Genomic DNA, 25,392 nt, shown 5'->3' on the forward strand with positions numbered 1-25,392 from the left:
AAGAAAGGGCGCTTGATAGCGCCCTTAAATTTTTTATTGGCGCAGGTAGACCTGCGGCAGCGACACTTCGGGATGATGCACCACGCCGAGATCGGCCTGATACCAGCGGGTGAGGATCTCCGTTTGCAACACTTCCTGCGGCGTGCCGCTCGCCACCAACCGCCCCTGATGCAACAGCAGGATCCGATCGGCGTACAGCGCGGCCAGATTGAGATCGTGCAGCACGCAGCAGACGCCCAGCGGCTGTTGGCGCGTCAGCGAGCGCAGCAGGCGCAGAGTGTGCTGCTGGTGATACAGATCCAGTGCCGAGGTCGGTTCGTCGAGGAACAGCCAGGCGGGGGACGGCTGTGGTTGCCACAGCTGCGCCAACACCCGCGCCAGCTGCACCCGCTGTTGTTCGCCGCCGGACAGCTGGCGGTAGTCGCGCTGCGCCAGCGCCAGGCAGTCGGTTTGCGCCATCACCTGTTGGATCGCCTGATGCTCGTCGCGTTTGCCGTGCGGCGAACGCCCCATGCTGACCACTTCTTCCACGCTGAACGGAAACGCCAAATCGCTGTACTGGCGCATCACGGCCCGGACTTTGGCCAACTGTTGCGGCGCCCAGTGTTCCAGTGGGCGGTCAAGCAGCCGACATTCGCCGCAGTCCGGCGTCAAATAGCCGGTCAGCAAGCGCAGCAGCGTCGATTTGCCGGCGCCGTTAGGGCCGATAATCGCCACCATTTCACCGCCGGCAAGGCTGAGCGAAACGTCGTTGATCAACCGGCGCGTACCGAGGCTGTAACGCAGCTCCCGGGCTGTCAGGCAGGCGGCGTTATCCACCGGCTCGCTCCCGCTGGCGCATCACCAGCCACAAGAAATAGGGACCGCCAATCAGGCTGGTCATCAGCCCCACCGGCATTTCGGCCGGCGCCACCAGCGTGCGCGCCAGCGTATCGCTGACCAGCAGCAGGCAGGCGCCGCCCAGCGCGGAGCAGGGCAGCAGCCAGCGGTGATCGCCGCCGAGGCGCATGCGCACCAGATGCGGCACCACCAGGCCGATGAAGCCGATCACACCGCTCATCGCTACCGCCGCGCCGATCAGCAAGGCGCTCAACAACAGCAGCTGCAGCTTGGCGCGCTGGACGTTCACCCCGAGGTAGTGGGCCTCTTCGTCCCCCAACTGCAACAGGTTCAGTCGGCGCGCCTGCAGCAGCGTCAGCAGCGCCGCAGGCAGGATCAGGGAGGCGGAAACCGCCAGGGTCGGCCACTGCGACTGGCTGAGGCTGCCCATCATCCACAGCGAGAACTGGCGCAGCTGTTGATCGCTGCTGACGTAAGAGAGCACGCCGATGGCCGCCATGCACAGGGCGTTGATGGCGATGCCCGCCAGCAGCAGCCGCGACAGATTGCCGTGCCCGCTGCGGCTGATGCCGTAGATCAATAATGACACCAGCAGGCTGCCGAGGAACGCCGCCAGCATATGACCGTACAGCGCGATCGTCACCGGCAACGCCAGCGGCATCACGATGAACAGCGCGACAAACAGCGCGCCGCCGCTGCTGATGCCCAGCAGGCTCGGATCCGCCAGCGGGTTGCGGAACAGCCCTTGCATCACGGCGCCGGACACCGCCAGCGCGCAGCCGATCACCACCGCCAGCAGCACGCGCGGCAGGCGAATGTTCAACCAGATGTGCCAGGCTGCGTCGCTGAAGGGTTCGCGCCATAGGGTGCGAAACGACAGCGTCAGCGCGCCCAGGTTGGCGGCGACCAGCGCCAGCAGCGTCAGCAGCACCAGCAGACCGATGATGGCCAGCTGAGGCGAGGTGCGACAGCGCATTACTTTTGCTCCGCCGCGTGGCGCAGCTTGGCCAGCGCCGCCGGCGTTTCCAGACCGAAGCCCAGCAGCGCCATGTCATCGACGATCAGCACGCGGCGCTGCTTGCCTGCCGGCGTCAACGCCAGGCCCGGCAGCGTCCACAGCTGCTGTTCGCCGCCGAGGGTGCGCACGCCGTCGGTAGTGACCAGCAACAGATCCGGCGCGCTGGCGATGACGCCTTCCTGCGACAGCGGCCGGTAGCGGTCAAAGCCCTGCATGGCGTTTTTCAGCCCGGCGGCGGCGATCACCGCGTCGGCAGCGGTGTGTTGCCCGGCGGCCATCGGCGTAATGCCGCCGTGGCTCATTACGAACAGCACCTTGACCGGCAGCGAGGAGGTATCCACCGCCGCCAGCTGTTGTTGATAGCGCTCGCTCAGCTGTTTGCCTTGCTCAACGCGTTGCAGCGCGGCGGCGATCGCGGCGATTTTTTGCGGCACCGCCTGCAGGGTGGTGTCACCCGGCACGCTGACCACTTTGACGCCGCTGTCCGCCAGCTGTTTGAGCACCAGCGCCGGCTGTGCCAGCTCGGTCGTCAGCACCAGCGTCGGCTTCAGCGCCAAAATGCCTTCGGCGTTCAGCTGGCGCATGTAGCCGACGTCCGGCAGCTTTTTCACCGCTTCCGGATGCAGACTGGTGCTGTCGCGGGCGACCACCTCGTCGCCGGCGCCGAGCGCGAAGGCGATTTCCGTCACGTCGCCGCCGATCGAGACGATGCGCTGCGCCGCCGAGGCGGTGAGCGGCAGCGCCAGCGACATCATCAACGCCAGGCGGCGGATCAAGGAAGATTTCATGCGGCGATGTCCTTGGCGGCGAGCGCGGCAACCTGCTCGCGCCACTGGGTTTGTTCCGGCTGGCCTTCGGTGCGCTGGCCATACAGCTGCGCGATCTGTGTGCCGTCGGCGGCGAACAGCTCCAGGCTGGTGACGATACCGTCCTTGGTCGGTTTGCGGGTGATCCAGCTTTCGGCGATGGCGTCTTCAATCAGGTGCAGCGTGAAGCGGCGGTTGAACACGTTGATCCAGCCTTCCTGCGGCATCAAACGTTCGATCTGGCCGGTGAAGATCTGCACGCAGCCGCGGTTGCCGACGAAGATCATGATCTCGTTTTGCTGCTGCTGCGCCGCTTCGAGCAGCTGCGACAGCGCGCTGTTGTCCACCTGGTAGGCCAGATCGTCGCCGACGGCGCGGAAGGCCTGTTGGCGCGTCAGCTTGTTGCGGCTCAGCAGCTGGAAGAACTGGTGAACGTCGGTCATCGCGCGCCACTCACCGTCGATTTTGGCATGATCCTGCGTCGTTTCATCGGTGGTTGCCGCCTCGGCGGGCTGCAGCGCCAGCGCCGGGTTTTCTTCGCTCAGGTGGCGCTCCACCAGCGCCATCCAGGCCGGCAGATCGGTTTCCTCGGTGGTGTAGACCTTGTGCAGCGCATCGCCCTGTTGGTCGAAGAACTGAATGCTGTGGCGCACGCCGCGCTTGTTGGTTTCGCTCATGGCGAAGATGCTGGTCCAGTGGTTGAGGAACAGGCGCAGATCCAGCTCGCGTGGGTTGAGGATCAGCCCGGCGTGGCCGTTGAGGTGCTGGTTGCGGTAGCGGCCCATCTGCTCATGCACCGCATAGCTGTTGCGGGTGATGGACTTGGTGACACCGACCTGCTCAAGCTCGGTCAGCAGGGTGCGCGCGTCGGCCTGCAGGCGGCGGGTGTCGTGGCCGACGCGGGCGTGCGTCAGCTCCGCTTCGCTGACGCCGAGGATCGCCGCCAGATCGCGGGCGTATTTACCGGGGTGATCGATTTTAGCCTGTTGGTAGCGTTCGTATAGGGTGTTGCTCATGCGGGATTCTCCTGCGCTGTAATGCGAACGGCGGACAACCGGGTTGTCCGCCAGATAGTCAAATGATTACCACTGGTAGCTGACCAGCAGTTTGGCGTTGCGGCCATCCTGCGGGACGCCCTGCGGCGAGTAATATTCCTTGTCGAAGGCGTTGCCCAGCACCACGGTGGTGGTCATGCCCTGCAGCCGATCGCGGCCCTTGTAGCTCAGATAGAAGTCGTTGACGCCATAGCCGCCTTGTTCCGAGTAGGTGGCGGGCACTCGCTTGGCGCGTTCGGCGAAGGTGGCGACCCAGCCGGCGGACAGACCGGTTTCGCCCAGCGGCACGTCCAGCGAGCTGGTAACGGTATCCGGGCTGATGTCGGCCAGCCAATCGCCGCTTTTCGCGTTCAGCTCGCCATTGCGAGACTTGTCCTTGCCGCGTGTACGGTTGTAAGCCAGATCCCAGTTAAACCACTTGGTCTGATAGTTCAGCGAGGTGTCCCAACCCCAAATTTTGGCGCGAGAGATATTCGCTGAGGCGGTCTGCGTGCGAGTGACATACATGAAGATGTAGTCTTTGGCATCGGTATCGAAGTAACTGGCCTTGAATTGCAGGCTGTCATCCGCCAACAGCAGATCGTCGAAGCGCAGCCCGAAACCGGCTTCGGTGGTGCTGGTGGTTTCCGGCCGCAGATTAGGATTGGGTACCCAATAGTTGCCGGGGAAGTGGCGCGAATCGTTGTACATCTCGCCCATGGTCGGGGCACGGAAGGCCTGGGAATAGGAACCGAACAGCATCAGCCAGTCGGTCGGCGAGTAGCTCAGGGCTCCGCGGGACGACCATTTGTCGGCCTTGACGTCTTCGTGGCCCTGGCTGCTGCCTTTGTAATCGTCGTAGCGCGTGCCTGCCAGCACGGTGACCGGAATGTCGCGCAGCGTAATTTCATCCTGTAGCCAGCCGGAGGCGAAGTTTATCTTGGCCTGCGGGAAGCTGGTGGTGGCGCCGCCCGGCTGCTGTTTCTGTTCATAGACCTCGGAGCCGTAGGTCAGCAGGTGTGACGCAAAGCTGTCGGCGAACAGGCGCGTGCGGTTTTCCAGCTTGCCGCCGTTGGTGGTCTGCTTGCGGAATTCGTCGGTCGCGCCGGCGTTGTGTGCATTGATTTTGACTTCCGAGGTGTACAGCTTTGCGGTGGCGTCCAGCCAATCCTGGCCGACCGGCTTAAGTTTATAGCTCAATGCCGCATCGCGCTGGATGGTCGAGCGGTTGGTCATCGGGTTGCCGCTCGAGCTGCCCGGCGTCTGCGGATTTTTCGGCTCTTGAGCGCTGTTGTTGTAGTAGCGCAGATCGCCGCTCAGCGACTGATTGTCGTCGATCTTCCAGGTGCCTTTGGCCAACACGTTGCTGATGGTTTCGTCGTTAGGCGCATCGAAGCCGTTGCCCTGGCGCAGATCGCCGACGTCGCGGGTGCCAAACGACAGCAAACCGTCGAGGTTATCGGTCTTACCGTAGGCGCTGGCGCCCATGCCCAGGCTGTGATCGCCGGTGCTGGCGGTGCCGTAGACGCGGAACCCGGTATCCTGGCCCGGCAGCAGCAGATCGGCGGCATCAACGGTCTCGTAGGCGATAACGCCGCCCAGTGCGCCGCTGCCGTACAGCAACGCAGAGGGGCCGCGCACAATTTCAATGCGCTTGACCAGCGCCGGATCGAGGAAGGTGCCGCCGATGTGGCCGGTATCGGTCCCCTGGCGGATGCCGTCGACCAGCGTCAGCACGCCGTTTTTTCCGTAGCCGCGCATCGTCACGTCCTGGCCGTTGCTGCGCCCGGTGCCGTTGACGGTGATGCCCGGTACGCGGCGCAGCATATCGGCGGCCGAAGTGGCGGTCTGGCTTTCCGGCGAGTTGCCTTCGATGACCGTGACCATCATCGGCGCTTCAAAGCTGCTGCGCTGGTTGCCGGTGGCGACCACGGTCATGGTCTCGTCGGCGGCTTTGGCTTTTTTGGCCGGCGCCGCGTTGGAAGAGGATGTTGTGCTGGTGTTTTGTGCCAAGGCCACCGTAGGCAGAGCGCAGGCAATCGCCAGACTCAAAGCGGAAAAACGCAGCCGGGTGGAAAATGTCAGAGGCATGGTGCAACTCTCCGTATGTAATAAAACATATCAATAGATTTGCTGGCTGCCTGGATCAAAAGATCGGGGTGGCTGGCGTTTGAGGGTTCTGTGGTTATTTGGTCAGGATCAATTTCCCGGCTTTGGTCTGCCGCAGCTGATAGCGCTGGCCCTGATGGGTAATGAACGCGATGCCGTCGGCGCCGAGCAGCTGTGCGCTGTCGTAGCTGGGCGGCGCGTTTGCGCTGTGCTCGGTCGGGGCCGCGGCGGCGGGGGTAGGCGTGTTGGCAGTATCCATTATCATTGTGCTTATAAAACAGATCATTAAATGGTAATTAATATCAAACTGAGAATCATTATCATGTGAAGGAAAGGTTACATCAAGGAAAATTTTCTTACCGATGGAACCTTTTTGTCGAATGGACATCCGGCGGCGGGCCAAGCGTACCCGGCCCGTAAAAAAGGGGCGTTATTTCAGCAGGGTTTCGATGCGGTCAAACAGGCGTTCGGGCTTGGTGATCGGCGCAAAGCGCGTGACGCGCTGGCCGTCGGCGGTGAGCAGGAACTTGGTGAAATTCCATTTGATGCGGCGGCTGCCCAGAATGCCGGGCGCCAGGCGTTTCAACTCATTGAACAGCGGGTGCGCGCCGGGGCCGTTAACGTCTATCTTGCTGAACAGCGGGAAACTGACGCCGTAGTTGAGGCTGCAAAAGTTGGCGATCTCCAGCGGGCTGCCCGGCTCCTGAGAACCAAACTGGTTGCAGGGGAAGCCGAGCACCACCAGGCCGCGTTCGCGATAGTATTGCCACAAATTTTCCAGCCCGCGGTATTGCGGGGTGAAGCCGCACTTGCTGGCGGTGTTGACCACCAGATAAGCGCGCGCCGGGTAATCGCCCAGCGTTTTTTGCTCGCCCTGCAGCGTGACGCAGGGGATGGATAACAGAGAGTGAATCATGCCGTGGCTCCAGGTGCGTTTCGGCGGGTGCTAAAGCGTTGCAATCAGTATAGATGAGCGGGACAGAAGGGATAAAGCCGGGGCGAGGCCCCGGCCTGCGTTGCGTCAGAAACGGCTATCGACCGCATCCGCCAGCATCGCCAGCAACTGTTCGCTGTCGGACCAGCTCAGGCAAGGATCGGTGATCGACTGGCCATAGGTCAGCGGCTGGCCGGCGACGATCTTCTGCGTGCCTTCCACCAGGAAGCTTTCCGCCATCACGCCGGTGATGGCGGCGGAGCCGGCGCGGATCTGTTGGCAGACGTTGTCGGCCACTTCCAGCTGGCGGCGGTGCATTTTCTGGCAGTTGCCGTGGCTGAAGTCGATCACCAGGTGTTCCGGCAGATCGAACTCGCGCAGGCTGTCGCAGGCGGCGGCGATGTCGCTGGCGTGATAGTTCGGCGTTTTGCCGCCGCGCATGATGATGTGGCCGTACGGGTTGCCGCTGGTCTGGTAGATGGTCATTTGGCCATGTTTGTCCGGCGACAGGAACATGTGCCCGGCGCGCGCCGCGCGAATGGCGTCGATGGCGATGCGGGTGTTGCCGTCGGTGCCGTTTTTGAAGCCGACCGGGCAGGAGAGCGCCGAGGCCATTTCACGGTGGATCTGGCTTTCGGTGGTGCGCGCGCCGATGGCGCCCCAACTGATCAGATCGGCGATGTATTGGCCGACCACCATGTCCAGGAATTCGGTGGCGGTCGGCAGGCCGAGCTGGTTCACTTCCAGCAGCAGGCGGCGCGCCATTTCGATGCCGCGGTTGACCTGGAAGGTGCCGTCCAGCGCCGGATCGGATATCAGGCCTTTCCAGCCGACGACGGTGCGCGGTTTTTCGAAATAGGTGCGCATCACGATCTCCAGGCGATCTTGGTAGCGTTCGCGCAGGGCGTTCAACCGGCCGGCGTAATCGACGGCGGCGTCGAGATCGTGGATGGAGCAGGGGCCGATCACCACTAGCAGGCGGCGGTCTTCACCGGTGAGGATTTTTTCAATGCGTTTTCGTGACGCGGTCACGTTGTCGGCGACGGCCGCCGAGATCGGCAGCTTGTCCGCCAACGCTTGCGGCGTGACGAGGCTGTCGATGCGCGCGGTCCGCAGTTCATCTGTTTTGTGCATGTTGTTCCCTGGAAACTGTTCTTCTCTGCGGCAGGAGTGCCGGGAAGTGATGGCGATCACAATAACGCAAAAAGCGCTGAATTCAACCGTAGAGATTGTGTTCTGTTGATCAAAGCCGCGAAAAAAAGCACAAAAAAATCAGCGGCTGCTGAAATAAACGGCAGGTGGCGGGGCGCGGCGGCCCCGCGAGGAAAAGGTCAGAACATGCGGCGGCTCATGCCGAGGATGTCGAGGATTTTGGTGGAGATCTCTTCGACCGAATAGTTGGTGGTATTGAGGTAGCGGATCTGATTTTTGCGGAACAGCGCCTCGACTTCGGCGATCTCCATACGGCACTGGCGCAATGAAGCGTAACGGCTGTTTTCACGCCGTTCCTCGCGGATCGCCGCCAGGCGTTCCGGATCGATGGTCAGGCCGAATAATTTATGCTGAAACGGTTTCAGCGAGGCCGGCAGGTGCAAATTGTCCATATCGTCGGCGATAAACGGGTAGTTGGCGGCGCGGATGCCGAACTGCATCGCCAGATAAAGGCTGGTGGGGGTTTTGCCGCAGCGCGACACGCCGAGCAGGATCACCTGCGCCTGATCGAGGTTGCGCAGCGAAATGCCGTCGTCGTGCGCCAGCGTATAGTCGATGGCGGCAATGCGCGCGTCGTACTTGCCGAGGTTGCTGGCGGTCAGACCGTGGGTGCGGTTCGGCACCGGCGTCGGCTCCACTTCCAGCTCGCCCTGCAGCGGGCCGACCAGCGCCTGCACGATATCCTGGCAGAAGCCCTGGCTCTGCACGATCACATCGCGCACTTCCGGCGAGATGATGGAGTAAAACACCAGCGGCCGCACGCCGGTTTCATTATAGATATCATCGATTTGTTGGCGAACTGCGCGAGCGCGCGCCTCGGTTTCGACAAACGGCAGGGTATAGGTGGTCGCCGTGACCGGGAACTGCGACAGCACCGCGTGTCCCAGCACTTCGGCGGTGATCGCCGTACCATCCGAAATATAAAAAACGCTTCTTTCCACCCGAGGCTCCTTACCTGAAAACGGTGTTACTGCTGTCATCACTGTCAATATCATGAGCCGCAGACGATCCGCCGGTAAAGGGGCGAGGGGAAAAATTGTGACGGCGGGGCGGTAAAGCGCCTTGCGGCGGCGCGTGAAGAAAAGCGCGTTTTGCCGGCGGTAAAAATCGCGGCGCGGCGACGCTTTTCGATCCGAAACGTAAATTTGCCGCTATTTTCACCAAAAACGGTAACGTTTGCGTGGTCATTAAAACAGAAGTTTAAAAAGAGCGTAATTTGTTGAGAACTAAGCTTTTCGTGCGATTGGGAACGGTTCCCAGGCAAATCAGCCGGTTAGGACATTCTCTTAAAAACCACTTTCTTCAGTGGGTTGATCGATTCACCTTTCCATTTTCCCCGGATCAGTGTGCTAGTCTGATTCGGCTCCGTGTTAGCGGCGCCGTAAAGCAAGCGAATTAAATCCGTCTTTACCCTACTGATAGCAATAAGGATTGTCTCGATGTCCAACAATGGCCCAGACTTGCGTAATGTGCTTTGGTACAACCAGCTTGGCATGCACGACGTTGACCGTGTCGGCGGCAAAAACGCCTCCCTCGGTGAAATGATCACCAATCTTTCCGATTTGGGCGTGGCCGTGCCGAACGGTTTTGCCACCACCGCACAGGCGTTTAACGATTTCCTCGAACAAAGCGGTGTTAACCAGCGCATCTATCAGCTACTGGATCAGACCGACGTTGACGACGTTGCACAACTGGCCAAGGCCGGCGCCCAGATCCGCCAATGGGTGATCGACACGCCGTTCCACGCCGAGTTCGAACGCGAAATTCATCAGGCTTACCAACAGCTCGCCGACGGCGAACCGGAAGCTTCCTTCGCGGTGCGCTCCTCCGCCACGGCGGAAGACATGCCGGACGCGTCCTTCGCCGGCCAGCAGGAAACCTTCCTCAACGTGCAGGGCATCGACGCCGTAATGGTGGCGATCAAGCACGTGTTCGCGTCGCTGTTCAACGACCGTGCCATCTCTTATCGCGTGCATCAGGGCTATGACCACCGCGGCGTGGCGCTGTCGGCGGGCGTACAGCGCATGGTGCGCTCGGATTTGGCCTCTTCGGGTGTGATGTTCACCATCGATACCGAGTCCGGCTTTGATCAGGTGGTGTTTATCACCTCCGCCTTCGGCCTGGGTGAAATGGTGGTGCAGGGCGCAGTGAACCCGGATGAGTTCTATGTGCACAAACCGACGCTGCAAAACGGCAAGCCGGCGATCGTGCGCCGCAACCTGGGTTCGAAAAAGATCCGCATGGTGTACGCGCCGTCGCAGGATCACGGCAAGCAGGTGCGCATCGAAGACGTGCCGGAAGCGCAGCGCAGCCGTTTCTCGCTGACGGATGACGAAGTGCAGGCGCTGGCGCAGCAGGCGATCCTGATCGAAAAACATTACGGCCGCCCGATGGATATCGAGTGGGCGAAAGACGGCCATACCGGCAAGCTGCTGATCGTGCAGGCGCGCCCGGAAACCGTGCGCTCCAACGAACAGACCATGGAGCGCTACCAGCTGAACGGCTCCAGCCCGGTGCTGGTGGAAGGCCGCGCCATCGGCCACCGCATCGGCGCCGGTCCGGTGAAAGTGATCCACGACATCAGCGAAATGGATCGCATCCAGCCAGGCGACGTGCTGGTCACCGACATGACCGACCCGGACTGGGAACCGATCATGAAGAAGGCCGCCGCGATCGTCACCAACCGCGGCGGGCGTACCTGTCACGCGGCGATCATCGCCCGTGAGCTGGGGATCCCGGCGGTGGTGGGCTGCGGCCACGCCACCGACGTGCTGAAAGACGGCCAGAAAGTCACCGTCTCCTGCGCGGAAGGCGACACCGGCTTCGTTTACAGCGATATGCTGGACTTCAGCGTGCAGAGCTCCGAAGTGACCGAGCTGCCGGATCTGCCGCTGAAGATCATGATGAACGTCGGCAACCCGGATCGCGCCTTCGACTTTGCGCGTTTGCCGAACGAAGGCGTGGGCCTGGCGCGGCTGGAATTTATCATCAACCGCATGATCGGCGTGCACCCGCGTGCGCTGCTGGAGTTCGATCAGCAGACGCCGGCGCTGCAAAACGAGATTCGCGCGCTGATGCAGGGTTACGATCATCCGGTCGAGTTCTACGTCGGCCGCCTGACCGAGGGCATCGCGACGCTGGGCGCCGCCTTCTGGCCGAAGCGCGTGATCGTACGCCTGTCCGACTTCAAATCCAACGAGTACGCCAACCTGGTGGGTGGCGACAAGTATGAACCGCACGAAGAGAACCCGATGCTGGGCTTCCGCGGCGCCGGCCGCTACGTGGCCGACAGCTTCCGCGATTGCTTCGCGCTGGAGTGCGAGGCGGTGAAACGCGTGCGTAACGAAATGGGGCTGACCAACGTCGAAATCATGGTGCCGTTTGTGCGCACCGTGGCGCAGGCGGAAGCGGTGGTGGCCGAGCTGGCGCGTCAGGGGCTGAAACGCGGCGAAAACGGGCTGAAAGTGATCATGATGTGCGAGATCCCGTCCAATGCGCTGTTGGCGGATCAGTTCCTCGAACACTTCGACGGCTTCTCCATCGGCTCCAACGACATGACCCAGTTGGCGCTGGGGCTGGATCGCGACTCCGGCGTGGTGTCGGAGCTGTTCGACGAACGCAACGACGCGGTGAAAGCGCTGCTGTCGATGGCGATTCAGGCGGCCAAGCGCCACGGTAAATACGTCGGCATCTGCGGCCAGGGCCCGTCCGACCACGAAGACTTCGCCGAGTGGCTGATGGAGCAGGGCATCGACAGCCTGTCGCTTAATCCGGACACCGTGGTGCAGACCTGGATCAATTTGTCGAAAAAGAAATAATGTCTCGGCCTCGCTGAGGCATTAACGCTGGGCCGCAGTTAACGCTGCGGCCTTTTTATTTCTGAATGTAAATAACGGCGCGTAAAATAATCAATTCGACGAAAAAAGAATAAAAAAAAGCCCACCGTAGGAGATGGGCAAAGACTACACACAGCAATTCACATGTATGGCATTACATTGTTCAGAAAGGTTGCTTTAAAATCAGTGATTTGAAGCAATAGATGGCCATAATACTAGATTTTTGAACGCGACTAGTCATTAAGAATCATCCTAATCGATAGCGGCATCACATTTTATTTGCGGGAGTTATCTCTTTTTGCCGTTTGCAACAAACAGGGATTTACATTGCACCTTTCATTCGCGGTGCCGTAATCAATATATGGCGGCATTATATTGGGCGGAGATATTACTCGAATGGGGTAGGAATAACGGCAGGAGTGAAAAGTTCCGCCCGACGATGCGGGCGGAAAGGGGGAATTAGCGTTTTTCCAAATCTTCGATGACTTGCTCCGGCGCGGTGGTCGGCTCCGGCGCTTCATCCATCCAGGCGGTCAGCAGGCGATAAGATACCGCCAACACCACCGGGCCGATGAACAGGCCAATCATGCCGAAGGCCAGCAAGCCGCCGATAACGCCGGACAGGATCAGCAGCAGCGGCAGATCGGCGCCCATGCGGATCAGCACCGGGCGCAGCACGTTATCCAGCGTAGCCACCACGCAGCTCCAGACCAGCAGCACGGTGCCCCAGGTGGTATCGCCGTGCCAGTACAGCCAGATGATGGCCGGCACCAGCACCAGCAGCGGCCCCAATTGCGCCACGCAGCAGATGAAGATCAGCATCGTCAGCAGAGTGGCGGCCGGAATGCCGCTCACCGCCAGACCGATGCCGCCCAGCACCGACTGCACCAGCGCCGTCACCACCACACCCAGCGCGACGGCGCGGATCGCCTGGCCGCCCAGCAGCACCGCCGCATCGCCGCGCGCAGAGCCGAGGCGCACCGCAAAGTGGCGGATACCCAGCGCCACCTGCTCGCCGCGCGCATACAACAGGGCGCTGAACAGCAGCATCAGCGCGCAGTGCAGCAGCAGACGGCCGATATGCGCGGCCTGCGCCACGAACCAGGTGGCGGTTTGGCCGAAGTACGGCTGCACCTTCGCCAGCAGCGCGGCGCCGCCGGCGTTAACCAGCGTATGGTAGCTGGTATAGAGCCTGTCGCCGATCATCGGCACGGACTGCAGCCAGGCGAGATCGGGAATATGCAGTTTGCCCGGCGAGCTGGCCCAGGCGATCAGCGGCGCACTGTTATCCACCACGCTGCTGATCAGCAGAGAGATAGGCAAAATGAACAGCAGGATCAGCAGCAGGGTCATCACCAGCACCGCCAGCGAGCGGCGGCCCCACAGCAGCTTTTGCAGTTTGAGCAGCAGCGGCCAGGTGGCGATCACCACCATTCCCGCCCAGGCGAAGCCGAGAATGAACGGTTGGATCACCCAAAAACAGGCGACGATCATGATGGCGATAAACAGCACGCCGAAAATAATTCGCGGTAAGTCGTAACGCGATTGCGGGAGTGGCATCAGTGGCTTCTCATCCTGGTCAATTAAATCCCTGGCACCGGCGAATCGGGTGCCTGTCGGTCGGTTTATTACCGCCGGGCGGCCGCCTGTGGCGGCGTTCGCAGGGCGGTAATAATGTGAATGCCTTCACTAAACGAGTATGTTAGTTTTTAGTGTCACTAAAAAATAGGGTGGGTCTGAATTAAAGGCCCGATTCAGCGTACATCAGCGCATAAAAAATAGACGGACAGGGTCAAAAAAGCGAATGATCCCACAGATTTCTCAGGCACCCGGCCTCGTTCAACGGGTGCTCGACTTTTTGGAAGCACTGAAGCAAAACGGATTCAACGGCGATACCGCCACCAGCTATGCCGACCGGCTGACGATGGCCACCGACAACAGCATCTATCAGCTGTTGCCCGATGCGGTGGTGTTCCCCCGTTCCACCGCCGACGTGGCGCTGATCGCCCGCTTGGCTGGGGAAGAGCGATTCAATGCGCTGACCTTCAGCCCGCGCGGCGGCGGCACCGGCACCAACGGCCAGTCGCTCAATACCGGCATCGTGGTCGATATGTCGCGCCATATGAACCGCATTCTGGAGATCAACGTCGAACAAGGCTGGGTAAAAGTCGAAGCCGGGGTGATCAAGGATCAGCTGAATCAATATCTGCGGCCGTTCGGCTACTTCTTCTCACCGGAACTGTCCACCAGCAACCGCGCCACCCTGGGCGGCATGATCAATACCGACGCCTCCGGCCAGGGTTCGCTGGTGTACGGCAAAACCTCCGATCACGTGTTGGGCCTGCGGGCGGTACTGCTGGGCGGCGAGATGATCGATACCCGCGCCATGCCGACGGCGCTGGCGGAAACGATTGCTCTGGACGAGACCGCCGAAGGGCGTATCTACCGCACGGTGCTGAACCGCTGCCGCGAGCAGCGCGCGCTTATCCTGGAGAAATTCCCCAAGCTCAACCGCTTCCTCACCGGTTACGATCTGCGCCACGTGCTGAGCGACGATCTGCAAACCTTCGATCTGACGCGCATCCTGACCGGCGCCGAAGGCACGCTGGCGTTTATCACCGAGGCGCGGCTGGACATCACGCCGCTGCCGAAAGTGCGCCGTTTGGTTAACGTAAAATACGACTCCTTCGACTCGGCGCTGCGCAATGCGCCCTTTATGGTCGAAGCCAAGGCGCTGTCGGTGGAAACCATCGATTCCAAGGTGCTGAACCTGGCGCGTGAAGACATCGTTTGGCACTCGGTGAACGAACTGATCGCCGACGTGCCGGATAAAGAGATGCTCGGGCTGAACATCGTCGAGTTCGCTGGTGACGATCGGGCGCTGATCGACGGCCAGATGGAAACCCTGTGTCAACGGCTGGACGAATTGATCGCGCAGCGGCAGGGCGGCGTGATCGGTTACCAGATCTGTGGCGATCTGTCGGGCATCGAGCGCATTTACAACATGCGCAAGAAGGCGGTCGGGCTGCTGGGCAACGCCAAAGGGCGCGCCAAGCCGATTCCATTCGCCGAGGACACCTGCGTGCCGCCGCAACACCTGGCGGACTACATTGTCGAATTTCGCCAACTGCTCGACGACCACAACCTGAGCTATGGCATGTTCGGCCATGTCGACGCTGGGGTGCTGCACGTGCGCCCGGCGCTTGATATGTGCGACCCGCAGCAGGAAGTGCTGATGAAGCAGATCTCCGATCGGGTGGTGGCGCTGACCGCCAAATACGGCGGCCTGCTGTGGGGTGAGCACGGCAAGGGTTTCCGCGCGGAATACAGCCCTGAATTCTTTGGGGAAACGCTGTATGAGGAGCTGCGCCGCATTAAAGCGGCGTTCGATCCGGATAACCGTCTGAACCCGGGCAAGATCTGTGCGCCGCTGGCGGTGGATGCGCCAATGATGCAGGTGGACGCGGTCAAACGCGGCACCTTCGATCGCCAGATCCCGGTCGAGGTGCGCACCTCGTTCCGCGGCGCGCTGGAGTGTAACGGCAACGGCCTGTGCTTCAACTTCGACGTGCGCAGCCCGATGTGCCCGTCGATGAAGATCAGCGGCAACCGCATTCATTCACCGAAAGGGCGAGCGACGCTGGTGCGCGAGTGGCTGCGCCTGTTGGCCGAGCAGGGCGTCGATCCGTTGGCGCTGGAGAAACAACTGCCGCAGCAGCGAGTCAGCCTGCGCGGTTTGATCGAAAAGACCCGCAACAGCTGGCACGCCGGCAAGGGCGAGTACGACTTTTCGCACGAAGTGAAAGAGGCGATGTCCGGTTGCCTAGCCTGCAAGGCCTGTTCCACCCAGTGCCCAATCAAGATTGACGTGCCGGGATTCCGCTCGCGCTTCCTACAGCTCTACCACACCCGCTATCTGCGCCCGGTAAGCGACTACATGGTCGCCGGCGTAGAGAGCTATACCCCATTGATGGCCCGCGCGCCGAAGGTGTTCAACTTCTTCTTCCGCCAGCCGTGGCTGCGGGAGATGAGCCGCAACGCCATCGGCATGGTCGATCTGCCGCTGCTGTCCAGCCCGACGCTGCGTCAGCAGCTGTCCGGCCACCGCGCGACCACGCTGACGCTGGAGCAGCTGGAAGGGCTGAGCGCCGAGCAGCGCGCAGATCACGTGCTGATCGTCCAGGATCCGTTCACCAGCTATTACGACGCCAAAGTGGTGGCGGACTTTGTCCGGCTGGTGGAGAAGCTCGGCTATAAACCGGTGCTGCTGCCGTTCTCGCCGAACGGCAAGGCGCAGCATGTGAAGGGTTTCCTGACGCGGTTCGCCCGCACCGCGCGCAAAACCGCCGATTTCCTCAACCGTGTGGCGCAGCTCGGCATGCCGCTGGTGGGTGTCGATCCGGCGCTGGTGCTGTGCTACCGCGACGAATACCGCGAGATCCTCGGCGCCGAGCGCGGCGATTTCCAGGTGCAGCTGGTGCACGAATGGCTGCAGCAGCGGATCGCGGATCGCGCCGAACAGCCGGCGACCGGCGAACCCTGGTATCTGTTCGGCCACTGTACCGAAACCACCGCGCTGCCGGCCAGTGGCCAACAGTGGGCGGCGATCTTCGCGCGCTTCGGCGCCAAACTGGAGAACGTCAGCGTCGGCTGCTGCGGCATGGCGGGCACTTACGGCCATGAAGCCAAGAACCTGCAAAACTCGCTCGGCATTTATGAGCTATCATGGCACCCGACACTGCAGCGTTTGCCGCGGCAGCGCTGCCTGGCGACCGGCTATTCCTGCCGCAGCCAGGTGAAACGCATCGAGGGCAATGGCGTGCGCCACCCCTTACAGGCACTTCTGGAGATGATTGAGTGAAATTGTGGAAACGTGAAACATCGCTGGAGCAGCTGAACCGCGCCGGCGACGGCTGCATGGTCAGCCATGTGGGCATCGAGTTTACCCAGCTGGGCGAGGATTTCCTCGAGGCCACCATGCCGGTCGATGGCCGCACCCGGCAGCCGTTCGGGCTGTTGCACGGCGGGGCGTCGGTGGTGCTGGCGGAATCGATGGGATCGATGGCCGGTTACCTGTGCAGCGAGGGCGAGCAGAAAGTGGTGGGGCTGGAGATCAACGCCAACCACCTGCGCGCGGTGTTCGATGGCCAGGTGCGCGGGGTGTGCCGCGCCCTGCACGTTGGCCGCCGTCATCAGGTGTGGCAAATCGAGATCTTCGACGCGCGCGATCGGCTGTGCTGCACCTCGCGTCTGACCACGGCGGTCATCGACTGATTCCCGCCGGTTTCCGCAGGCGAGCGGCCTGCGGAGCCTTGCGCCTTACAGCTGAAACGGCACGCGTTTGACGAAGTCCTTCTGAAACGCGTTTGCCTTCTCCCAGGTGCCTTCCATTGCATATTTTTGGCAGATCAGCGTCAGCGTGTGGCGAGCGAAGTGGTAGCTTTGCACCCGAAAAAGCTGGCAGCGCTGTGGGTTGTTGATCTCGACGATCAGCCGGTTGTGCAGCTTGCTGAGCGCATGCAGGTAGCTGTCGTCGTCGCCGTTCTCCAGACACAGATTGGCCATGGTGAGGCTGACGCTGTTATACCGCTTCAGGTGGTCGATATTGCATTCCGGGCGCCGCAGCGCCGCTTCGGCCATGTAAAAATCCACCGTGGCGTCGCGCACGCTGAATTTGTAGTCATCAATCTTGCCCAGCAACCATGCGTTGATCGAAAGAGTCATTGGCTTCGCGCTCAAATTACAATTGAATGATAATCATTATCATATAAACTGCCGCGTTGCCGATCAATCCCCGGCGCGGCGTTTTTTCATCGCGCGGGGGTGTAAAAGGCCGTCGACGACCCAATTTAATCCTGAGCGACTAAACTTTAACCTGAGGGCGCGCGCTTGCGCCGCGCCACGAAATGCCGATAAACGCACATTTACGACAGACAGAATGCAGAAATAGGTATTTTCTATGAATGTTTAGATCGGCAACGCCCCGCGGCGCTGTAACGCTGACGGGCCACCGGGGAGTGCGGTACGGTGATGCAGGATAGAGAACAAATTCATAGGGATAGCATGCACGCCTTGCCGCCAGACGCCGCAAGCCGCCACGGGTGTCCCGTTGGCTTGCCGCGCGCCGCAGCGAAAAACCGCGCTCGCGGCGGATACCCCCGCAAAACAAACGGTTGAAGTGATAATCGTTATCACTAACATATAAGCAACCCAGATTGGCTGTGGCCAAACACGAGTGTGAGGTAGACCCTATGCAAACGGAAAATGTCGGCACTTTTTCTCTGGATGAAAATGTCTGGCAAGGCATTTCGCTCAGCGACAGCGCCGTACGACAAATAACCAAACTGATGCAGCAGGATCCGCAGGTGAAAGGGCTGCAGCTAGGGGTGAAACAATCCGGCTGCGCCGGCTTTGCCTATGTGCTGGATCTGACCCGCGAACCCGCCGATGACGATCTGCTGTTTGAGCGCGACGGCGCCAAACTCTATGTGCCGCTGAAGGCCATGCCGTTCATCGATGGCACCACGGTAGATTACGTCCGCGAAGGGCTGAATCAGATATTCAAATTTAACAACCCTAAAGCTCAGCATGCCTGCGGGTGCGGCGAGAGCTTTGGCGTTTGAGCGATGCAATCAACATGACACGAAGCAATGTAGAAATGCCTAATGAAGTGCAGGCTTGGGTCAGCGAAGGTCGCTACAAAGAAGGTTTCTTCACCCAGCTGGCAACCGATGAGTTGGCCAAAGGCATCAACGAAGAGGTGGTGCGCGCCATCTCGGCCAAGCGTAACGAACCCGAGTGGATGCTGGAATTCCGCCTCGAGGCCTACCGCGCCTGGCTGCAGATGGAAGAGCCGCACTGGTTGAAGGCCAATTACGATCGCCTGAACTACCAGGACTACAGTTACTATTCGGCGCCGTCCTGCGGCAGCTGCGACGACGCCTGCGGTTCGCAACCCGGCGCCGAGCAGCAACCGGGCGCGGCGACGGAAAAAGATTACCTGACCAGTGAAGTGGAGCTGGCGTTCAACCAGCTCGGCGTGCCGGTGCGCGAGGGCAGCGAGGTGGCGGTGGACGCCATCTTCGACTCGGTCTCTGTCGCTACCACTTACCGTGAAAAACTGGCGGAGAGCGGGGTGATTTTCTGCTCGTTCGGCGAAGCGATCCAGGAATACCCGGATCTGGTGCGTCAGTACCTGGGCCGCGTGGTGCCGTCCAACGATAACTTCTTCGCCGCGCTGAACGCCGCGGTGGCTTCCGACGGCACCTTCGTTTATGTGCCGAAGGGCGTACGCTGCCCGATGGAACTGTCGACCTACTTCCGCATCAACGCCGCCAAAACCGGCCAGTTCGAGCGCACCATCCTGATCGCCGACGAAGGCAGCTACGTCAGCTATATCGAGGGCTGTTCCGCCCCGGTGCGCGACAGCTATCAGCTGCACGCGGCGGTGGTGGAAGTGATCCTGCATAAAGACGCCGAAGTGAAATACTCGACGGTGCAGAACTGGTTCTCCGGCGGCGAGAGCAAGGGCGGCATCCTCAACTTCGTCACCAAGCGCGCGCTGTGCGAAGGCGCCGGCTCGAAAATGTCCTGGACCCAGTCGGAAACCGGCTCGGCCATCACCTGGAAATACCCGAGCGTGATCCTGCAGGGCGACAATTCGATCGGCGAATTCTTCTCGGTGGCGCTGACCAGCGGCCATCAACAGGCCGATACCGGCACCAAGATGATCCACATCGGCAAAAACACCAAGTCGACCATCATCGCCAAAGGCATCTCCGCCGGCCACAGCGAGAACACCTATCGCGGCCTGGTGAAAATCCTGCCGGGGGCGGAAAACGCCCGTAACTTTACCCAGTGCGACTCGATGCTGATCGGGCCGGACAGCGGTGCCCACACGTTCCCTTACGTTGAAGCGCGCAACAACAGCGCTCAGCTGGAGCACGAAGCCACCACCTCGAAGATCGGCGACGACCAGCTGTTCTACTGCCTGCAGCGCGGCATCAGCGAGGATGACGCCATTTCGATGATCGTCAACGGTTTCTGCAAGGACGTTTTCTCCGAGCTGCCGCTGGAGTTCGCCGTCGAGGCGCAGAAACTTCTGGCCATCAGCCTGGAACACAGCGTGGGTTAATCGCCGCATTTTTAGCGCCGCCGGCGCTATCTGAGGACACAGCATGTTAAGCATCAAGAATTTGAAAGTCAGCGTGGAAGGCAACGAGATCCTCAAGGGATTGGATCTGGAGATCAAACCGGGCGAAGTGCACGCCATCATGGGGCCGAACGGCTCGGGCAAGAGCACGCTGTCCGCCACGCTGGCCGGGCGTGAAGAGTACGAAGTGACCGAAGGGGAAGTCACTTTCAAAGGCAAGGATCTGCTGGAGATGGATCCGGAAGATCGCGCCGGCGAAGGCGTGTTCCTGGCCTTCCAGTACCCGGTGGAGATCCCCGGTGTCAGCAACCACTTCTTCCTGCAGACGTCGGTCAACGCGGTGCGCAAATACCGCGAGCAGGAGCCGCTGGATCGCTTTGACTTCGCCGATTTCATCGAAGAGAAAATCGCGCTGCTGGATATGCCGGCCGATCTGCTGACCCGTTCGGTCAACGTCGGCTTCTCCGGCGGCGAGAAAAAGCGCAACGACATTCTGCAGATGGCGGCGCTGGAGCCGGATCTGTGCATTCTCGATGAAACCGACTCGGGCCTGGACATCGACGCGCTGAAGATCGTCGCCAACGGCGTCAACTCGCTGCGGGACGGCAAGCGCGCGTTTATCATCGTCACCCACTATCAGCGCATTCTGGACTACATCCAGCCGGATTACGTACACGTGCTGTCCCAGGGGCGCATCGTCAAATCCGGCGATTTCTCGCTGGTGAAACAGTTGGAGGAGCAGGGCTATGGCTGGCTTACCGACCAACAGTAATTCAAACGCGCTGCAGCAGCTGTATCGCCTGTTCGAAGGTCGCGGCGGCGAGCGTTCGCCGCATGCGCTGGCGCACTGGCAGCAGGCGCTGCGCCTCGGCTGGCCAACGCGCAAGCATGAAAACTGGAAATACACGCCGCTGGAGAGCCTGCTGGAGCAGCAGTTCCTCGAACCGCAGCCCGCACCGGTGAGCGCTGATCAGCTTGAGGCGCTGACGCTTGGCATCGATGCCTGTCGGCTGGTGTTTATCGACGGCCGCTACAGCGCCGCGCTGAGCGATGGCGATTTGGGCGAATACCAGTTCGAATTGACCGCCTACGGCACGCCGCAGGCGCTGCCGGAGCCGATCCAGCCGGAAATTTTCCTGCACCTGACTGAAAGCCTGGCGCAGGAAACCAGCCTGATTCGCTTGCCGGCCGGCAAGGCCCCGGCCCGCCCGCTGTACCTGCTGCACATCAGCAGCGGACGCGGCGCCACCGGGGAAGTGAACACCGTGCATCATCGTCACCATCTGGAGATCGGGCGCGGGGCCGAGGCGGAAGTGATTGAACACTACGTCAGCCTGGGCGAGGCCGCGCACTTCACCGGCGCGCGCCTGACCGCCAACGTGGCGGACAACGCCGGGCTGTTGCACTGCAAGCTGGCGTTTGAGAGCCAGCCGAGCTACCACTTTGCCCACAACGATCTGGTTATCGGCCGCGACGCGCGGGTGAAAAGCGACAGTTTCCTGCTGGGCGCCGGTCTGACGCGCCACAACACCAGCGCGCAGCTGAACGGCGAAGGCGCAAATCTGGTGATCAACAGCCTGGTGCTGCCGGTAGGCAAAGAGATCTGCGATACCCGCACCTATCTGGAGCACAACAAGGGCTATTGCGAAAGCCGCCAGCTGCATAAAACCGTGGTCAGCGATCGCGGCAAGGCGGTGTTCAACGGCATGATCAAAGTGGCCAAGCACGCGATTAAAACCGACGGCCAGATGACTAACCATAACCTGCTGTTGGGCAAGGTGGCGGAGGTGGATACCAAGCCGCAGCTTGAGATCTACGCCGACGACGTCAAATGCAGCCACGGCGCCACCGTGGGGCGCATCGATGAAGAGCAGCTGTTCTATCTGCAGTCGCGCGGCATCGACAAACACGCGGCGCAGCAGATGATCATTTTCGCCTTCGCCGCCGAGCTCACCGAAGGCATCGCCAATGACACCATCCGGGAACGGGTGCTGGCGCGTATCGCCCAGCGCCTGCCGGGGGAGGCTGAATGAGTTATCCGATTGAACGCGTGCGCGGCGATTTCCCGCTGCTGGCGCGTGAGGTGAATGGCCAACCGCTGGCCTATCTCGACAGCGCCGCCAGCGCGCAGAAACCGCAGGCGGTGATCGACCGCGAGCTGGAGTTCTACCGCCACGGTTATGCGGCGGTGCATCGCGGCATTCACACCCTGAGCGCCGAGGCGACCCAGCAGATGGAAGCGGTGCGGGAACAGGCGGCGCGCTTTATCAACGCCGCCTCGGCGGAAGAGATGGTGTTCGTCAAGGGCACCACCGAAGGCATCAATTTGGTGGCCAACAGCTTTGGCCGCCACCTGCTGCAGCCGGGCGATGCGATTCTCATCACCGAGATGGAGCACCACGCCAATATCGTGCCGTGGCAGATGCTGGCGCAGGAGCGCGGGCTGCAGCTGCGGGTGTGGCCGCTGCAGCCGGACGGTACGCTGGATCTGGCTTTGCTGCCGGAGCTGGTCGACTCGTCCTGCAAACTGCTGGCGCTGACCGAGGTCTCCAACGTGCTGGGCACCGTCAACCCGGTACGCGACATCATCGCCCGCGCCAGAGCCCTGGCGCCGGAGCTGACGGTGCTGGTGGACGGCGCGCAGGCGGTAATGCACCAGCGCGTCGATGTGCAGGCGCTGGACTGCGATTTTTACGTATTTTCCGGCCATAAGCTGTACGGCCCTTCCGGCATCGGCATGCTGTACGGCCGCCAGGCGTTGTTGCAGCAGATGCCGCCGTGGGAAGGGGGCGGCTCGATGATCCGCCAGGTCAGCCTGACGGCGGGCACCACCTTCGCCGATCCGCCGTGGCGCTTCGAGGCCGGTTCGCCGAACACCGCCGGCATCATGGGGCTGGGGGCGGCGTTCGATTACGTCGAAGCCCTGGGCCTGAATGCGATCCACGATTATGAACAGTCGCTGATGCACTACGCGCTGGAGGCGCTCAGGCAGGTGCCGACGCTGAAAGTTTATGGTCCGGCCCATCGCGCCGGGGTGATCGCCTTCAACCTGGGGGAGCACCATGCCTATGATGTCGGCAGCTTCCTCGACCAGTACGGCATCGCCATTCGCACCGGCCATCACTGCGCAATGCCGCTGATGGCGTTTTATCAGGTGCCGAGCATGTGCCGCGCTTCGCTGGCGTTATATAATACCCGCGAAGAGGTGGACCGGCTGGTGGCCGGGCTGCAACGCATTCATCAGCTATTAGGCTAGGCCGGGGCGCGTCCCCGGCGGTACAAAAGGATCCCCATGGCGAATTTGCCGGACAAAGATAAATTGGTGCGTAATTTCTCCCGCTGTTTGAACTGGGAGGAGAAATACCTGTACGTGATTGAACTCGGCGCCAAATTGCCGCCGCTGGACGAGGCCGAGCGGCAGGCCGGCAACCTGATCTCCGGCTGTCAGAGCCAGGTATGGATCGTGATGCGCCGTGATGAGCAGGGGCAGGTCGAGTTTCACGGCGACAGCGACGCGGCGATCGTCAAAGGGCTGCTGGCGGTGGTGTTTATTCTTTATCGTCAATTGACGCCACAGCAGATCGTCGATCTCGATGTGCGGCCGTTTTTCGGCGAGCTGGCGCTCAGCCAACATCTGACGCCTTCGCGTTCACAGGGGTTGGAAGCGATGATCCGCGCCATTCGCAGCAAAGCGGCGCAGCTGGCCTGACCCATAACGCCCGCATCCTCAAGGCTCATTGATACCTTCGCTTTGTCAATGAGTCTTTACAATCCGCAGTTTTCCTCCCGGCAATGCTCCCAATTCAGTGATATTTCAGCAGCTTACCTATTGACGTTTCGTTGACAATCAGCGGCGGCGATTACGTTATAACGTGTTGATTTTTAGAGGACTTATTGCCTTTGATACCAGCGTTGCTAGTATTAATCAGGTATTGTCTGATTTACCCACCGCCAGGCGCTCGTTAGCCTTGGGGGCGAACCGTCATAAAAAATATAGGGATGATAATGAAACGTGCGTTGAGTTTAATGGGCATGGTCTTCGCCACCGTATTGGCCGGCACTCAGGCCGCCAGTGCGACCGAGTACCCGCTGCCGCCGCCGGACAGCCGTCTGATCGGTGAAAACACCACTTATACCGTGCCAAACGACGGCCGTCCGCTGGAGGCGATCGCCGCCGACTACAAGATCGGCCTGCTGGGTATGCTGGAAGCCAACCCCGGCACTGACCCGTTCCTGCCCAAGCCGGGTTCGGTGCTGACCATTCCGACCCAAATGCTGCTGCCTGACACCAAGCGTGAAGGGATCATCGTCAACCTGGCCGAGCTGCGTCTTTACTACTACCCGAAAGGCGAGAACAAAGTGATCGTCTATCCGATCGGTATCGGCCAGACTGGGATGCACACGCCGCTGGAGGTGACCTCCGTCAGCCAGAAGATCCCTAACCCGACCTGGACGCCAACCGCCAATATCCGTAAACGCTATCAGTCCCAGGGCGTGACGCTGCCAGCGGTAGTGCCGGCCGGCCCTGAGAACCCGATGGGGTTGTTCGCCCTGCGTCTGGCGATGGGGCGCGGTGAATACCTGATCCACGGCACCAACGCCAACTTCGGTATCGGCATGCGCGTCAGCTCCGGCTGCATTCGTCTGCGTCCGACGGATATCGAAGCGCTGTTCAATCAGGTGCCGCGCGGTACGCGGGTGCAGGTGATCAACGATCCGGTGAAGATTTCGGTTGAGCCGGACGGCAAACGCTATGTGGAAGTGCATCAGCCGCTGTCGCGGGTAGAAAGCGACGATCCGCAGACCATGCCGATTGCGTTGTCTAAAGCGGAGAAAGCCTTCGCTGCGGATGCTCAGACCGATCGCGCCGTGTTCGATAGCGCGGTTGTACGCCGTTCTGGCATGCCGGTGCTGGTCAACGTAGGGGAGAGCCCGTCGGCGGTGAGTTTGACGCCTGCAGCGACGCCTGAGGCGAATAAGAGCCCATTCAAGGCAGCGCCAATCAGTTCCGTGAACTAAGTTTGCAGGATTGTGTGGTCGAAGAGGGGTTCAGCGTGCTGAGCCTCTTTTTTTGCCTGCGGTGCAGGAAAAACCAGTCCAAGGGACAGGCAAAAAAAAACGGCGCACAATGTGCGCCGTTTTCAATAACCAAAGCTATCTTACTTTTTGTAAGCGTGAGCTTGGTTGTCCAGACGCTGGTTAGCGCGTGCTGCGTCGTCTTTAGCAGCTTGAACGTCAGAACGCATTGCGTTCACGTCGTTGCTCAGCTGATCAACTTTAGCGTTCAGAGTCTGAACGTCAGAAGACAGTTGATCGATTTTAGCGTTGCTAGAGCAGCCAGCCAGCAGAGTGGAACCCAGGATTACCGCGCCCAGTACCAGTTTAGTACGATTCATTATAACACCCTCTAGATTGAGTTAATCTCCATGTAGCGTTACAAGTATTACACAA

The 25,392-nt window shown here is 60.9% G+C and carries 22 protein-coding genes and 1 other RNA gene; 10 read left to right on the forward strand and 13 right to left on the reverse strand.

Features of this window, described 5'->3' with window-relative positions:
* Positions 1–33 precede the first annotated feature (33 nt).
* From SSARUM2_RS11000 to SSARUM2_RS11040, 9 genes are all read right to left on the reverse strand, one after another.
* On the reverse strand, positions 34–819 hold the full coding sequence (locus SSARUM2_RS11000) for a heme ABC transporter ATP-binding protein (protein ID WP_033646306.1): 786 nt from the start codon (positions 817–819) through the stop codon (positions 34–36).
* The gene (locus tag SSARUM2_RS11005) at positions 812–1,816 is read right to left on the reverse strand and encodes an iron ABC transporter permease (protein WP_060438745.1); all 1,005 of its coding nucleotides are present in this window, start codon (positions 1,814–1,816) and stop codon (positions 812–814) included. The genes SSARUM2_RS11000 and SSARUM2_RS11005 overlap by 8 nt, the downstream gene beginning before the upstream one ends.
* Entirely contained in the window at positions 1,816–2,646 is an 831-nt protein-coding gene (locus SSARUM2_RS11010) for a hemin ABC transporter substrate-binding protein (RefSeq protein WP_060438744.1), read from the reverse strand. Before SSARUM2_RS11010 ends, SSARUM2_RS11005 begins: the two co-directional genes overlap by 1 nt.
* On the reverse strand, positions 2,643–3,680 hold the full coding sequence (locus tag SSARUM2_RS11015; RefSeq protein WP_060438743.1) for a hemin-degrading factor: 1,038 nt from the start codon (positions 3,678–3,680) through the stop codon (positions 2,643–2,645). The genes SSARUM2_RS11010 and SSARUM2_RS11015 overlap by 4 nt, the downstream gene beginning before the upstream one ends.
* Positions 3,681–3,746: 66 nt before the next feature.
* A complete protein-coding gene (locus SSARUM2_RS11020; RefSeq protein ID WP_060438742.1) occupies positions 3,747–5,789 on the reverse strand; it encodes a TonB-dependent hemoglobin/transferrin/lactoferrin family receptor in 2,043 nt (680 codons plus the stop codon).
* A 94-nt stretch (positions 5,790–5,883) separates the two neighbouring features.
* Positions 5,884–6,066, reverse strand: coding sequence for a hemin uptake protein HemP (locus tag SSARUM2_RS11025; RefSeq protein ID WP_016927944.1), 183 nt, complete (start codon positions 6,064–6,066; stop codon positions 5,884–5,886).
* Between the two features lie 171 nt (positions 6,067–6,237).
* Positions 6,238–6,723, reverse strand: coding sequence for a glutathione peroxidase (locus SSARUM2_RS11030; RefSeq protein ID WP_033646302.1), 486 nt, complete (start codon positions 6,721–6,723; stop codon positions 6,238–6,240).
* A gap of 105 nt (positions 6,724–6,828) precedes the next feature.
* Complete coding sequence (locus tag SSARUM2_RS11035; protein WP_004931381.1) at positions 6,829–7,875, reverse strand: 3-deoxy-7-phosphoheptulonate synthase; 1,047 nt, start codon at positions 7,873–7,875, stop codon at positions 6,829–6,831.
* A 197-nt stretch (positions 7,876–8,072) separates the two neighbouring features.
* Complete coding sequence (locus SSARUM2_RS11040; RefSeq protein WP_049234269.1) at positions 8,073–8,933, reverse strand: pyruvate, water dikinase regulatory protein; 861 nt, start codon at positions 8,931–8,933, stop codon at positions 8,073–8,075.
* A gap of 459 nt (positions 8,934–9,392) precedes the next feature.
* Here SSARUM2_RS11040 and ppsA point away from each other — a divergent pair, with 459 nt between their 5' ends.
* The gene (gene ppsA / locus SSARUM2_RS11045) at positions 9,393–11,771 is read left to right on the forward strand and encodes a phosphoenolpyruvate synthase (RefSeq protein ID WP_041034881.1); all 2,379 of its coding nucleotides are present in this window, start codon (positions 9,393–9,395) and stop codon (positions 11,769–11,771) included.
* A gap of 109 nt (positions 11,772–11,880) precedes the next feature.
* Here the strand turns inward: ppsA and rprA are convergent.
* An RNA gene (rprA, locus tag SSARUM2_RS11050) (antisense sRNA RprA) lies at positions 11,881–11,992 on the reverse strand.
* A gap of 256 nt (positions 11,993–12,248) precedes the next feature.
* On the reverse strand, positions 12,249–13,349 hold the full coding sequence (gene ydiK, locus SSARUM2_RS11055) for an AI-2E family transporter YdiK (RefSeq protein ID WP_033646299.1): 1,101 nt from the start codon (positions 13,347–13,349) through the stop codon (positions 12,249–12,251).
* A 244-nt stretch (positions 13,350–13,593) separates the two neighbouring features.
* Between ydiK and SSARUM2_RS11060 the strand changes: the two genes are divergently transcribed.
* Together SSARUM2_RS11060 and menI are read left to right on the forward strand one after the other, a co-directional pair.
* A complete protein-coding gene (locus tag SSARUM2_RS11060) occupies positions 13,594–16,650 on the forward strand; it encodes an FAD-binding and (Fe-S)-binding domain-containing protein (protein ID WP_060438741.1) in 3,057 nt (1,018 codons plus the stop codon).
* Positions 16,647–17,063 (forward strand): 1,4-dihydroxy-2-naphthoyl-CoA hydrolase, encoded by a 417-nt coding sequence (menI, locus tag SSARUM2_RS11065; RefSeq protein WP_016927938.1) that lies wholly within the window; start codon positions 16,647–16,649, stop codon positions 17,061–17,063. The genes SSARUM2_RS11060 and menI overlap by 4 nt, the downstream gene beginning before the upstream one ends.
* A 45-nt stretch (positions 17,064–17,108) precedes the next feature.
* Here menI and SSARUM2_RS11070 read toward each other — a convergent pair whose 3' ends face one another.
* Positions 17,109–17,513 (reverse strand): hypothetical protein, encoded by a 405-nt coding sequence (locus tag SSARUM2_RS11070; RefSeq protein WP_004931369.1) that lies wholly within the window; start codon positions 17,511–17,513, stop codon positions 17,109–17,111.
* A 527-nt stretch (positions 17,514–18,040) separates the two neighbouring features.
* On the opposite strand from SSARUM2_RS11070, the gene sufA reads away from it, so the two are divergent.
* From sufA to SSARUM2_RS11105, 7 genes are all read left to right on the forward strand, one after another.
* Positions 18,041–18,412, forward strand: a complete 372-nt coding sequence (gene sufA / locus SSARUM2_RS11075; protein ID WP_004931368.1) for a Fe-S cluster assembly scaffold SufA — start codon at positions 18,041–18,043, stop codon at positions 18,410–18,412.
* Between the two features lie 14 nt (positions 18,413–18,426).
* Positions 18,427–19,923: a Fe-S cluster assembly protein SufB gene (gene sufB, locus SSARUM2_RS11080; RefSeq protein ID WP_033638360.1), complete on the forward strand. Its 1,497-nt coding sequence runs from the start codon at positions 18,427–18,429 to the stop codon at positions 19,921–19,923.
* Between the two features lie 43 nt (positions 19,924–19,966).
* A complete protein-coding gene (gene sufC, locus SSARUM2_RS11085) occupies positions 19,967–20,713 on the forward strand; it encodes a Fe-S cluster assembly ATPase SufC (protein ID WP_060452933.1) in 747 nt (248 codons plus the stop codon).
* Positions 20,688–21,974, forward strand: coding sequence for a Fe-S cluster assembly protein SufD (gene sufD / locus SSARUM2_RS11090; RefSeq protein ID WP_060452934.1), 1,287 nt, complete (start codon positions 20,688–20,690; stop codon positions 21,972–21,974). The genes sufC and sufD overlap by 26 nt, the downstream gene beginning before the upstream one ends.
* Positions 21,971–23,197 (forward strand): cysteine desulfurase SufS, encoded by a 1,227-nt coding sequence (gene sufS, locus SSARUM2_RS11095; protein WP_039566382.1) that lies wholly within the window; start codon positions 21,971–21,973, stop codon positions 23,195–23,197. Before sufD ends, sufS begins: the two co-directional genes overlap by 4 nt.
* A gap of 36 nt (positions 23,198–23,233) precedes the next feature.
* Positions 23,234–23,650: a cysteine desulfuration protein SufE gene (gene sufE / locus SSARUM2_RS11100; RefSeq protein WP_033638363.1), complete on the forward strand. Its 417-nt coding sequence runs from the start codon at positions 23,234–23,236 to the stop codon at positions 23,648–23,650.
* A gap of 296 nt (positions 23,651–23,946) precedes the next feature.
* Positions 23,947–24,960: a L,D-transpeptidase family protein gene (locus SSARUM2_RS11105; RefSeq protein WP_033638364.1), complete on the forward strand. Its 1,014-nt coding sequence runs from the start codon at positions 23,947–23,949 to the stop codon at positions 24,958–24,960.
* A 140-nt stretch (positions 24,961–25,100) separates the two neighbouring features.
* On the opposite strand, the gene SSARUM2_RS11110 is transcribed toward SSARUM2_RS11105, so the two are convergent.
* Positions 25,101–25,337, reverse strand: coding sequence for a major outer membrane lipoprotein (locus SSARUM2_RS11110; RefSeq protein ID WP_004931354.1), 237 nt, complete (start codon positions 25,335–25,337; stop codon positions 25,101–25,103).
* Between the last annotated feature and the right edge of the window lie 55 nt (positions 25,338–25,392).

Origin of the sequence: Serratia sp. K-E0102, assembly GCF_029962625.1 — a bacterium.
Lineage (GTDB): Bacteria > Pseudomonadota > Gammaproteobacteria > Enterobacterales > Enterobacteriaceae > Serratia > Serratia sarumanii.